Below are 12,455 nucleotides of genomic sequence, written 5' to 3'. Positions count from 1 at the left end.
ATAACATGAATGGTCTGCCCGTTTGAAGAGGGAGGAGCGGTCCGGCGGAAATATCCTTGTCAAGAATAGGCCGATTCATTATGATGAGAGAGAAGGTCGCGCAGCGCGCGCGATCCGAGTATCAAGGGTAGAGGTTAGTTTAATGCCGGAGATTCCCGATTTAGATGCCATCGTCTCTTACCTTCGGACCCAAATCATTGGGGCGACCGTTGCCGCCGTTTCGATCCCGCGCGCTTGGATGCTCCGGACGGCCTTTTCCGAGGCGCCCGAGGCGGTCTTGCAGGGGAAGCGGATTCAGGCAGTCGATCGTCGCGGCAAACAGGTTCTCTTCAGTTTGAATGAGGCGAGCTTGGTGATCCACCCGATGCTGGTCGGCCGGTTTTATTATGGCGCTCCGGAAGAGAAGCCGCCGCGGGAGATGGTTTTTGACCTGACCCTTTCTACCGGAAAAGCGCTTCGTTATGGTGATGAGAAACAGATGGGTCGGCTTTATCTGGTGCCGGGGCGGGATTATTCGACGATCCCGGGATTTCTCGAGCAGGGGCCCGATCCCCTTTCCGACGATTTTACGTTCGAGCGGTTTATGGCTTGCCTGAAGGGGCGTCGCGGCGAGATGAAAGGGTTGCTGACGAATGCAAAAGTGATCTCCGGGATCGGCAATGCTTATGCCGATGAGATTCTCTTCGAAGCAAAAATTTATCCTTTCCGAAAGAAGACCGATCTCTCGGACGAAGAGCTGCGGCAGGTCTATCAGGCGATTCCGGCGGTGCTCAACCGGGCCAAGGGGGTGGTCGCCGAACGGATGGGGACGCAGATTCATCTGAAGATCCGCGATTTCCTCGACGTCCATGGCAAAGGGGGAAAGCCGTGCCCCCGCTGCGGACAGAAAATCGCCACCGTCGGCACGTGGCAGCGCGCTACGAATTTTTGTAGAAACTGTCAGCCGGGGTTGCTGGTGGATCCTAAAAAAGGCCTATAACTTAATTCAGAACCTGCCTCGACCCCGTCTCGGTTTTCAACCCCGCATTCCGCACTCCGAAATCTGCACGGCCCCCCTACGGCGTCTCCTCTCCAACGGACTCCCCGTTGCGTACCGTTTTAATGCAAAGAGAGTGGGCGAGAAGATTTGGGGGGTCTACTTTGATGTATTTGATGTCGTCGACCAAGGGGCCGCCCGGCGGATTTAGCTTCGCCAGATCGCGGACGCGCTTTGCGATCTCGTGATCGGCGCAGGCGGTGTCTCCGCTGACGCCGAGGCCGCCGATGATTCGACCGGCGGCATTGTACAGGGGAACCCCGCCGCCGAAGGTGATGATTCCGGCGGCCACTTTTCCGCGCTCTCCCGCTTCTCCTTGGGGAGGCGCCAGAAATTGCGGATCAAAAGGATTCGATTGATTTAATCCATAGAGGGAATGACCCGGCTGGGTCAGGAGATAAAGGTTGGCGGTGGAGAGGGGGAGGATATCGTTGCTGAAGGCATTCGCGGTGAAGGCCTTCGCTTTTGCGATCTGTTGGCTGCCGGGCCAGACTTGCGTCGGGTCGGCCGTGGAGGTGACGAACGCGCAGAGCTCTCCGTCCCGATTAACCAACGCCCCCCACATTCGTGTTCCATCAAAAAGGCCGCCGACCGCTTTTGTCGGACCGAGTGTCGAACCGATTCCTATTCCCGTGGCGGCATTCTGCAAAAAGAGCCTCAATTGGGCCGCCGTTGGAAGCCCGGCACAGGGCGCTGCCGCTTCCGCCGGGGCCGATAAAAAGATCATCATCCAGATCGCCAACACAACAAGCAGTGCTTCTCTTCTCCGAGTCATTGGATCCCTCCTCTGTTAAACGCGTGATACACCCTCCTGGATTTCGTGAAATCTCGGTTGGGTCTGAATAGTATTGATGAAATGAGCGTAGGATAGCAAGATGAGGCAGGACGGGTCAAATAGATACCGAGTAGATTACGGAGTGGGTGAACTGTTGCGGGCGGTGTTGTTCCGACGGTACTGCGTCGCCATTTTAAGAAAACTTTTAAAAAGCGATCGGCTTCGGTCCTCTGCATTCAGAAATTCCGGATGCCATTGGACGCCGAGGACAAAGGGGTGGTTGACCGCCTCGATTCCTTCAATCACCCCGTCCGGGGATTCGGCATTTGCGATATAGCCACGCGCGACCCGGTTGACCCCTTGATGATGGGCGCTGTTGACCCGGAGTTGATCTCTCTTGATGATTTTTGAGAGAAGACTTCCCTTTTGGATTGAGATCAGGTGGGCCGGTTTTCCGCCCCGCTGGTGCTGGATCGCCTTCGGAATCTCTTCTCGAATCTCTTGATAGAGACTCCCGCCGGCCGCCACATTGAGCATCTGCATTCCCCCGCAGATCCCGAGGATCGGCATCTCCCGACGAAGCGCATGCCGAATCAGCGCCCGTTCGAGTGAGAACCGCTTCGGATGGACCGTCTTAAAAGGAAACCGCCGGCGCTCTCCGTAGGCCGCCGGGTCGATGTCGGGACCGCTTCCTGTTAAGAGGAGGCCGTCGATCCGATCCAAAATCGCTTGGGCCGATTTCAAAGGGGCTTCGAGTGGGGGAAGGAGGAGCGGGATGCCGCCGGTCGACTCGATCGCCTGAACATAACGATCCCGAAGAAAACAGGTGGCGATCTTGCCGCCGAACTCGGGGCGGTCGCCGCCGTTGTAGTCGCTTGTGATTCCGATCACCGGTCTCATCTCTTTCGTCGCACCTCCGTCAGCGAATAAAAATCACCATCCGGATAGAGTATATATCCTTCCACCTCTTTTTTCATCACAACGATATTATCCGTGTGCCAGAGGCTGACATAGGGAAGATCCTCGGCGACGATCTGCTGGACCGCTTCATAAATCTTCTTCCGCTTTTCCGGGTCGAGCGTGGTCCGTCCCGATTCGACCAGACGGTCGAGCCGAGGGTTCTTGTAGGCGACGCGGTTCGCGCCGTTCGGCGGGGTGCTCTCCGAGTGGAAGAGATTATAATAAAGGTCGGGATCGTCGACGCCGACCCACGACAGGGTGAAGAGCTGAAAGTTCCCCGACTTGATGTCGCCGTAAAAGGTTCCCCATTCATGGTTGCGGATTTCCACCTCGATTCCGACGTCGGCGAGCTGCCTCTGAATGACCTCGACGACCCGCCGGGAGAGCTCATTCTGAGAGGTTTTATGGATTAATTTGAAGCGGTTCGCCGGTCCGGGCGGGTCGGGGTAGCCCGCTTCATCGAGCCGTTTTTTGGCGAGATCCGGATTGTACGAATAATGAGCGACGGCGTCGGCATAGGCCCAATGAGAGGGCGAGAGAAGCCCGGCGGCAGGATGGGCCAACCCTTTAAAGAGGTGCTCGGTGATATCGTCGCGGTTGATCGCCAGAGCAATCGCCTCCCGGACCGACCGGTTCCGCAGAATCGGATCTTTCAGATTAAATCCTAGATACGTATACGTGGTGCTCGGGGCGCTGATGATTTTCAGCCGCGGGTTTTGTTGAAGCCGCGTCAATGCGTCGGGGGGAAAAGCATTTTGAAGGAGGTCGATGTTCCCTTTTTCCAACTCCAAGAGGCGAACCGAATCTTCCGGGATGATCCGAAAGAGAAGCCGACGAACGGCAGGGGGGCCGCCAAAATAATCTGGATAGGCGGCGAGCTCGACGGCATCGTCCGGGTCATACCGGACGAATCGGAATGGCCCCGATCCAACCGGCTGCGCGGCGAAGGCGCCCGCCTCTTTTTCTGCGAGATGCTTCGGAACGATTCCGCGGGTCAGCTCGGTGAGAAAGGGGGCATGGGGCTGTTTTAATATAAACCGGACCGTTGTATCATCGGGCGTTTCAATCCGAGCAATCACCTCATAATTTTTTCGATGGGGAGAGGCAATGCGTGGATCGAGGATGCTCTCGAAGGTGTAGCGGACATCTTCGGCGGTGAGCGGATGACCGTCGTGAAAGCGGACATTCCGTTTTAGGTGGAAGGTGTAAACCGTCTCTCCCTCCCGCTCCCAGCGCTCTGCGAGATCGCCGACTTTCTGACCGGTGGGGTCGGATCGAATCAGACGGCTGAAGAGGAGCTGACCGATCCGCTCGGAGTAGGCATCGGTCGCAAGCCGCGGATCGAACTGGGTCGGCGCCGATTCGATTGCGACGGTGAACGGCGTCTCGGCGGGAGGGGGCGGCGTGCAGGCGGCGGCAAAGGGCAAACAGAGAAAAAGGGAGAGGACCCAATAAAAAGAGGGGCACGGTCGACCGTGCCCCTCTTTCATGCTTTTGCGCAGATCTTTGCGATTTTTGCTCGGGTATCCCCGGTTGATTAGGCCGATTTGATCCCTTTCTCCCGCTCGTAGAGGAGGACCGGCTGTCCGGTGCCGTTGATCACCTCTTCGGTGATGACGCACTCCTTTACGTTCTTGAGCGAAGGGAGCTCATACATCAGCTCCAGCATGACATCTTCGAGGATGGCGCGAAGTCCGCGGGCGCCGGTCTTCTGCGCGAACGATTTCTTCGCGACGGCGGCCAGCGCGCTGTCGGTGAATTTTAACTTCACCTTTTCCAGAGAGAAGAGCTTTTCATACTGCTTGACCAATGCACTCTTCGGCTCGGTCAAGATTCGCATCAATGCGGTCTCTTCCAGATCTTCCAGGGTGGCGCAGACCGGAAGCCGCCCGACGAATTCCGGAATCAATCCGAATTTGATCAGGTCTTCCGATTGGGTCAGGGCGAGGAGCTCGCCGAGCCGGCGATTGCTCTTTCCCTGAACCTCGGCGCCGAAGCCCATCGATTTCTTATGAATCCGCTGCTCGATCACCTGCTCCAGCCCGACGAAGGCACCGCCGCAGACGAAGAGGATGTTGGTCGTATCGACCTGGATGAACTCTTGGTGTGGATGTTTTCTCCCCCCTTGCGGCGGGACATTCGCGACCGTTCCCTCGATCAGCTTCAATAACGCCTGCTGGACCCCTTCGCCCGAAACGTCCCGGGTGATCGAAGGCGATTCGCTCTTTCGGGAGATTTTGTCGATCTCGTCGATGTAGACGATCCCCTTTTCGGCTTTCTCCACGTCATAGTCGGCTGCTTGGAGAAGTTTTAAAATGATGTTTTCGACATCTTCTCCGACATAGCCGGCTTCGGTCAGCGTCGTTGCGTCGGCGATGGTAAAGGGGACGTCCAAGATGCGCGCGAGGGTCTGGGCCAGGAGGGTCTTGCCGGTCCCGGTGGGGCCGATCATCAAGATATTTCCCTTCTGCAGCTCGATTTCATCCGATTGGGCGTTGGTGGCGACCCGCTTATAGTGGTTATGGACGGCCACGGACAGAATCTTCTTGGCGCGATCTTGTCCGATGACAAACTGATCAAGAATTTTCTTGATCTCCATCGGTTTGGGGAGGGTAGAGGTGGTCTCCTCCTTCTCTTCTTCCCACTCTTCGGCGATGATGTCGTTACAGAGATCGACACACTCATCGCAAATGTAAACGGTCGGTCCGGCGATCAATTTCTTGACCTCGTCCCGGCTCTTTCCACAAAAGGAGCAGCGAAGAAGTGAATCGGTTTTTTCCTGTTTTGCCATACATTCCTCCCCATTCCTAAAATGGAGTTATTAAAGCATTGAAAGTATCGCAGGCCTTTATTTACGTATCGGTGCCCGCTCAATCACCTCATCGATGAGACCGTATGTCTTTGCTTCTTCGCCCGACATGAAGTAATCCCGTTCCGTGTCGGTCCGGATTTTTTCAATCTGCTGACCGCTGTGTTTTGCCATGATCTCGTTCAGACGTTCTCGGATTTTTAGAATCTCTCGCGCATGGATATCAATATCGGTGGCCTGTCCCTGAAACCCGCCCATCGGCTGATGAATCATCACTCGGGCGTTGGGAAGGGCAAATCGCTTCCCCTTGGCTCCGGCGGTTAGAAGGAGGGCCCCCATACTTGCTGCTTGTCCGATACAGATGGTTGAAACAGGTGACTTGATATATTGTATTGTATCATAAATTGCCAGACCGGAGGTGACGTGGCCCCCCGGCGAGTTGACATAGAGATTGATATCCTTCTCCGGATCCTCGGCTTCTAAGAAGAGGAGCTGCGCGATAATTAAATTGGAAACGTTGTCGTCAATGGCGGTGCCTAAGAAAATAATCCGGTCTTTCAGAAGACGGGAGTAGATATCGTAGGCCCGCTCGCCGCGGTTCGTCTGTTCGATCACCATGGGTACTAACATCAGGATGTCTCTCCTTATCTCCTCGGCCAAGGTATGGGGCCGGGCGGCTTTTATTCGGTTTTCTCTGCTTCCGCTTTATCGTCAAACTGGGCTAAAGCCAATACCCGGTTGAGGGCTTTTTCATCTCTGATTCTGGTTTTGAGGCCTTCCACCGATCCCTCCTGCTGGTGGATGGCGCGCTTGGCGTCTTGAGCGGAGACTTTGGCCCGCTGTGCGAGCTGGTTGATTTCTTCATCGATCTCCTGCTCCGTCACTTCGATTTTCTCCGTGTCCGCAATGGCGTTCAAAATGAAGTTTCCCTTCACCCGCTCTTTGGCAAGCGGCTCGTATTCTTTATGGAGGGCTTCGTGATCGAGGCCTTGCGGAATCCGCTCCTGAAATCGATCGATCATGGCATGGAGTTCGCGCTCGACCATGGAATCCGGAACATCGAACGGGTGCATCTCGACCAGTTTTTTCATCAGCGTATTTTTCTGGTCGTGTTCTTGTTGGGCCTTGCGCTGTTCCAAGAGGGTGTTTTTGATCTTTTCCCGTAGCTCTGTCATCGAGGTCAGTCCAATGTCCTTGGCCAGCTCGTCATCCAGAGGCGGGAGCACCTTGGTCTTCACCTCTTTGACGTTGACCTTAAAATGGACCGCCTTACTTGCGATCTCTTTATTATGATAATCTGCCGGATAGGGAACATCCACCTCTATTTGTTCTCCCTTTTTCTTTCCAAGGAGGGCCGCTTCAAACTCGGGGGGGAAGATTTTTGAGCCGATCTGGAGGGTATAACCCTCGGCCTGGCCCTGATCGACCGGCTTCCCTTCGATCGATCCGACGAAGTCGATTATAACATAGTCGGAAGAATCGACCGGGTGATCGTCCGGATAGGATTCCAGCCGTCCCTGCTCGTCTTGAATTTTCTTGAGGGTCTGATCGACCTCTTCGTCGGTTGCGGTGATCTCCTTTCGCGCGACTGTGATCCCCGCGTAGTTTGAAAGTTGAAAGGTCGGCCGGACCTCCACCGTTGCCGTGAAGAGGAGGGGCGCTCCCTTTTTTATTTCAATCTTTTCGATCGAGGGAAATTCAACGGGAGAAAGGCCGGTTTCTTTCAGCGCCCGCTGATAATAATCGGGGATCAGCTTTCGGACGATATCTTCTTCAACCGAGGGGCCGAATTTCTTTTCAAGAAGAGGAAGCGGCACCTTCCCGGGCCGGAATCCGGGCACCTTTGCCCTTTTTTTTAAATCGGAATAGGCAAGGGTAAATTCGTTCGTAACAACATCTTGCGGGATTTCAATTTTGAGAGACTTCTTAACAGGCGAGATCTCTTCAACCTGGACCTTCATAAGCTCCTTCCGAAAAACTTTCTCATTTTATATCCGGTTTGGGTGATTGTCAACCGCTTGCCCGCGCCCCGTGCGGGGACTGATTCTCATCCAAGTCCGGCGTTTCGACCGTCGGGGTTGTCTCTCCGAAGAGAATAACCGAGAAGGGCAGACAGAGATGCGTCTGATCCTCAGATTGTGATGCGTTTTGAAGCGTAGAAATTGGTGCGAGAGGGGGGACTTGAACCCCCACGGGATGTCCCACCAGATCCTAAGTCTGGCGCGTCTGCCATTCCGCCACTCTCGCCCGGATGGACAAAGGGAATCCGCTCCCTCATAAAGGGAAACGGATTATATCATGGCCTTTTTGAATCTGCAATTGGCGATTCGATCGAAAAACGTCTCATCGCCGACCCGTGGAAAGAGGTCTTTCTAGAAATGATAGCTCATCAGAAGCGAAAAAAGCGATTGTTGAATATCGAACAGGCCTTCATGCGTGGTCTGTACCGGAAGGATGCCGAAGCTCGGTGTCTCATTAACCGATTTGTCGACCGGTTTGCCGATCCGATAGGTGTACTGAAAGCCCAAGCCGATTCCGGAGGCAAAGACCTTCTCGATCCCGATACCGAGCCGATAGGCATAGGCTTTGCGGTGCAATGAGGTGGTGTGGCAGAATCCGAAGAACTCGGTGTCGCAGGTGTCGGAGGCGCCGGTATCGACGGCGGGATCGAGTCGATAGTGAAGCTGGGCGAGCCGATCCAAGCCGACCTCAAAGAAGGGGGTGAATGATTCAGCAATCGGAGGGCTCAGCCGGAGGGTGAAGCCGACCGGCATCATTTTGATCTTGCTCCCGATCTCCAGGTTTTTGTGATTCGCCGGCGCCTGAAGGTATCCGATGCCGATGCCGGCCGAGAGATAAAGAGAGGGGAAATGGAGAAAGTAGCGCAGATCGAACGTCGGCGCTCCATCCGAGGCCGAATCGGGCGCCTTGTAGCCCGGCAGGAACTCAATCGACTGCTCAAAGGCATAACAGGGGAGTGTGAGTCCGATGAAGAGGGAAAAGATGAAGAAGATCCGCTGTGCCTGCCGAAGGAGCATCGAGCCGCCTCTCTATCCCTCTATATACAAAGAGGGGATGCAAATTCGAACCAAAATATATCATAGGAAGGGAGAACCCGCCACAAAAGCGAGCCGCCGCGTCATGAATGAAGGCGGTCCATCGATTGAGAAGAGGGGATTCGGCGCGGTCGGATTGACACCGATGAAAAAACCGAATTAAAGTAATCAGTGGGTCTCTAGATCTCTCTAAAAGGAGCATCTCTTGTTCTCTCCCTCCAGCCCGTTGTTGACCGATCTCTACCAGCTCACCATGCTTCAGGGGTATTTTGAAGAGGGGATGGCGGAGACGGCGGTCTTTGAATTCTTCATCCGTACCCGGCCGGTCGGTCGGAATTTCTTCGTCGCCGCCGGATTGGCGCCGCTGTTGGATTATCTGGAGCAGCTTCGCTTTACTTCCCAGGAGCTGCAATGGCTCGCCGAGAGCGGACGGTTCAGCCGGGAGTTTATCGACGCCCTCTCGCGGTTTCGTTTTGCCGGCGATGTCGATGCAATGCCCGAGGGAACCCTCTTCTTCCCGAACGAGCCGATGGTCCGGGTGACCGCCCCGCTGCCGCAGGCGCAATTCATTGAGACCCGCTTGATCAATCTGCTTCATTTCCAGATCCTCATCGCTTCCAAGGCGGTCCGGTCGGTTCTCGCGGCGCCAGGCAAGCTGCTGATCGATTTTGGTCTGCGGCGCGCGCACGGCGCCGAAGCCGGTCTGATGGCGGCGCGCGCCTCTTACCTGGCGGGCTTCACCGGCTCGGCGACGGTGCTTGCCGAAGCGATCTATGGCGTCCCGTCGTATGGGACCCTGGCCCACTCCTTCATCCAGGCGCATGATGATGAAGCCGACGCGTTTTTTAGATTCGCAAAAGCCCACCCCAATAATGTGGTCTTTCTCATCGATACATATGACACCGAAAAGGGGGCGGCGAAGGTGGTCTCGCTGGCGCCCCGGCTGAAGGGGTCCGGAATTTCGATTCAAGGCGTCCGGCTCGACAGCGGCGACCTGGCCGCCCATGCAAAACAGGTGCGGCGAATTCTCGACGCAGGGGGGCTGGCGGAGGTGAAAATCTGGGCGAGCGGCAATCTCGATGAGTTCCGGGTGCGGGAGCTGCTGATGTCCGGCGCGCCGATCGACGGTTTCGGAATCGGCTCTCGGCTCGATACCTCCGCCGATGTCCCTTACCTGGACTGCGCCTACAAACTTCAGGAGTATGCCGGACGGCCCCGGCGCAAGCGCTCCGAGGGAAAGGCCACCTGGCCGGGACGAAAACAGGTCTACCGCCGCACCGGACCGGATGGACGGATGCATGACGATCTGGTCGCTCTGTTAGACGATCGACCGGAAGGAGAGCCGCTTCTCCAGCCGGTGATGCGCGCCGGCCGACCGGTCGGCCCTGCTCCTTCGCTGGCGGAGTCGCGCAAGCGCACCGCCGCCGCGCTGGCCCGGCTTCCCGAACCGCTTCGGCAATTGGAGGAGGCTCCGCCCTATCCGGTCCGAATCGCTCCCTCCCTGGAGAGCCTGGCGAAGACGGTCGATCGGCAACAATGAGCGAGGTTGCGCCGCTTCCCTCGCGGATGAACATCGTTGTAAACTGATCGGGAGCGTTTAATCTCCTGAGCCGCTGCGATGATTGTATATGGAGGAAGAGAGGAGCGGATCGACCCGGCCGATCGACTCGGTCGGCTCCAAGCGCAGGTCGATCGATTGAATGTGGGTCTTGAGACGCACGACCCGGTTGTGGCGCTCCTCATCGAGTGGGGGGTGCTCGAGTCGGCGGTCGCCGATGCCCTCTCTCCCGAGATCGACATCGAGTCGCCCCTGCTGAAGCGATTTCGAGAGGGAGCCCGGTGTGTCGGACACCTCTTCCGCCTCAGCCTGCAGCGGCGATCCCGTGAGGTCCCCCTGTGGATCGATCGATTTTGCGGCATCCTCTCGGAGATTGCTGCGTCGCCGCTTCCTCCCCGCGTTGTGGCGCGGACTCCGGAGGGGTATGCCTACTATGCCCTCTATCCTGAAAGCTACCTCGAAGCGGCCACCCGGTTTTTCCAAGAGGCCGGCCCGCGAAAGGCGGTCTGCATCGGTCTTCGAAGCATCGGCGCCAGCCTCTCCGCCGTGGTGGCCGCCGCGCTGGAGGGGGAGGGTTGTCCGGTTCAGGTTCACACGGTCCGGCCGCGCGGCCATCCGTTTGACCGACGCCTTCGCCTCTCCTCCGCACTGGAGGCCGATCTGCGCCGGCCGAGCGGCGCACACTACCTCATTGTCGATGAAGGGCCCGGCTTGAGCGGCTCTTCCATCACCTGCGTGGCGCAACGGCTCTCCGAGCTGGGGATTGCGGAGGAGCGGATCGCCTTCTTCCCGAGTTGGGAGCCGGACCCCTCTCGCTTCCGGTCCAAGGAGGCCAGGGCGCGCTGGGAGAGACATCGGAAGTATACGGTTCCTTTCAACCTCCGCTTCTTGGATCTTTCTCCCAACCGGCCGCTTCGCGATCTCTCCGCCGGCCGGTGGCGATCTCTTTTCTACCAAACGGAATCGGAGTATCCCGCCGTCCACCCGCAGCATGAGCGCCGGAAATACCTCGCCTCAACGCCGGAGCGTCCCGGCGAGAGACCGCTTTTTTTGAAGTTTGTGGGGCTCGGCCGATATGGAACATCGAGGCGATCACGGGCAGAGCGGCTTGCCGCGGCGGGGTTTGCCCCGGAGCCGCTCGATCTCCAACGGGGCTTTTTGAGCACCCCGTTTATCCAGGGGTCGCCTCTTTCAAAGGGAGAGATCGATTCGGACCTTCTTCAGACGATGGCCCGCTATCTTGCTTATCTGAGTCAAACTTTTCCTGTCTCCCAGTGCCGTTCATTTGACGAAATAATCGAGATGGTCCGAGTCAACGTCGGCGAGGGGTTGGGGGAGCGGTGGACGGAAGCAGTCGGCCGGCTTGAACCTTTTCGGACCTGTTTTGAGACGGCCCGGCCGATTGCGGTGGATGGACGGATGCTGCCGCACGAGTGGCTACGTACCGGGTCAGGATATATCAAGACCGACGGGGTCGATCATCACGATGATCATTTTTTCCCCGGCTGCCAAGACATCGCATGGGACATCGCCGGCGCTGCGATCGAATTCGGCCTGACGGGAGGGGAAGAGACGCTGCTGATCGATCGGTATCAATCGCTTATGGACGATGCCGCGCTGAGGACCCGCCTCCCCTTCTACAAAATCGTCTATCTCTCTTATCGGCTCGGATATACCCATCTGGCCTCGGAGACGCTCGGTCCAGATCCGGACGGAGCCCGATTCAAAAGATGGGTGGTCCACTACGGCATATTGCTTCAACAGGAACTTCAACGCCTCTCTTTAATTAGATTTTGATAGATTTTAATAAATCAATTTCGCCTCAGCGGTTCTTAACGGTACTGCTTTTGCTTATCCTTATTAAATGATTTCATTATTAGATGATTTCATGTCCATCTTAGAATGAGGATGGTTCAACGAAAGGGGCTCACCCGCCTTTGAAGCTCTAGGTAAATGGGTCATTTCTGAAAGTGGAGAAGTGTCTGCGGTGTTCAGCCGATGATGAGGTTCTGCGAAAAAGGTTGCAGCTTTGATGCAGTGTTGTATCGATTTCTGATTTGAATGACCTAAAGAATGAGGAGATTCTGATGCAGTTAAAGATCGGTTCGGAGAAAAAAAGGATTTTGGTAACCGGGGGAGCGGGGTTTTTAGGCTCGCATTTGTGTGAAGCGCTGCTGGGGCAGGGGCATGAAGTGCTCTCGCTGGACAACTACTTCACCGGCAGCAAAGAGAACATCGCCCCTTTCCTGCAGCATCCACGC

Annotated in this window: 11 protein-coding genes and 1 tRNA gene; 4 read left to right on the top strand and 8 right to left on the bottom strand. The window is 56.4% G+C overall.

What is annotated here, in order from left to right; genetic code table 11:
* The first annotated feature begins 142 nt into the window (after positions 1-142).
* Entirely contained in the window at positions 143-979 is an 837-nt protein-coding gene (locus tag HY282_07940; protein MBI3803679.1) for an Fpg/Nei family DNA glycosylase, read from the top strand.
* Between the two features lie 76 nt (positions 980-1,055).
* Here the strand turns inward: HY282_07940 and HY282_07935 are convergent, their stop codons facing one another.
* From HY282_07935 to HY282_07900, 8 genes are all read right to left on the bottom strand, one after another.
* The gene (locus HY282_07935; GenBank protein ID MBI3803678.1) at positions 1,056-1,766 is read right to left on the bottom strand and encodes a heme-binding protein; all 711 of its coding nucleotides are present in this window, start codon (positions 1,764-1,766) and stop codon (positions 1,056-1,058) included.
* A 180-nt stretch (positions 1,767-1,946) separates the two neighbouring features.
* Complete coding sequence (locus tag HY282_07930; GenBank protein ID MBI3803677.1) at positions 1,947-2,711, bottom strand: gamma-glutamyl-gamma-aminobutyrate hydrolase family protein; 765 nt, start codon at positions 2,709-2,711, stop codon at positions 1,947-1,949.
* The gene (locus HY282_07925; protein ID MBI3803676.1) at positions 2,708-4,261 is read right to left on the bottom strand and encodes an ABC transporter substrate-binding protein; all 1,554 of its coding nucleotides are present in this window, start codon (positions 4,259-4,261) and stop codon (positions 2,708-2,710) included. The genes HY282_07930 and HY282_07925 overlap by 4 nt, the downstream gene beginning before the upstream one ends.
* 47 nt (positions 4,262-4,308) lie before the next feature.
* Positions 4,309-5,562: an ATP-dependent Clp protease ATP-binding subunit ClpX gene (gene clpX / locus HY282_07920; GenBank protein MBI3803675.1), complete on the bottom strand. Its 1,254-nt coding sequence runs from the start codon at positions 5,560-5,562 to the stop codon at positions 4,309-4,311.
* Positions 5,563-5,619: 57 nt separating this feature from the next.
* Positions 5,620-6,210: an ATP-dependent Clp endopeptidase proteolytic subunit ClpP gene (gene clpP / locus HY282_07915; protein MBI3803674.1), complete on the bottom strand. Its 591-nt coding sequence runs from the start codon at positions 6,208-6,210 to the stop codon at positions 5,620-5,622.
* A gap of 50 nt (positions 6,211-6,260) precedes the next feature.
* Entirely contained in the window at positions 6,261-7,541 is a 1,281-nt protein-coding gene (gene tig / locus HY282_07910) for a trigger factor (protein ID MBI3803673.1), read from the bottom strand.
* 202 nt (positions 7,542-7,743) lie between these two features.
* Positions 7,744-7,827, bottom strand: a tRNA-Leu gene (locus HY282_07905).
* A 125-nt stretch (positions 7,828-7,952) separates the two neighbouring features.
* Positions 7,953-8,618, bottom strand: coding sequence for a hypothetical protein (locus HY282_07900; GenBank protein ID MBI3803672.1), 666 nt, complete (start codon positions 8,616-8,618; stop codon positions 7,953-7,955).
* A 223-nt stretch (positions 8,619-8,841) separates the two neighbouring features.
* Between HY282_07900 and HY282_07895 the strand changes: the two genes are divergently transcribed.
* The 3 genes from HY282_07895 to HY282_07885 all read left to right on the top strand — a co-directional run.
* Positions 8,842-10,176 (top strand): nicotinate phosphoribosyltransferase, encoded by a 1,335-nt coding sequence (locus HY282_07895; protein ID MBI3803671.1) that lies wholly within the window; start codon positions 8,842-8,844, stop codon positions 10,174-10,176.
* A 78-nt stretch (positions 10,177-10,254) separates the two neighbouring features.
* Complete coding sequence (locus HY282_07890; protein ID MBI3803670.1) at positions 10,255-11,991, top strand: hypothetical protein; 1,737 nt, start codon at positions 10,255-10,257, stop codon at positions 11,989-11,991.
* Between the two features lie 290 nt (positions 11,992-12,281).
* On the top strand, positions 12,282-12,455 hold a 174-nt coding region (locus HY282_07885), incomplete at its 3' end, for an NAD-dependent epimerase/dehydratase family protein (GenBank protein MBI3803669.1).

The sequence above is a fragment of the Candidatus Manganitrophaceae bacterium genome (assembly GCA_016200325.1).
Classification (GTDB): domain Bacteria; phylum Nitrospirota; class Nitrospiria; order SBBL01; family Manganitrophaceae; genus Manganitrophus.
The sequence above is the reverse complement of the archived record's forward strand: the minus strand, read 5'-3'. Positions and strand labels throughout refer to the sequence as shown.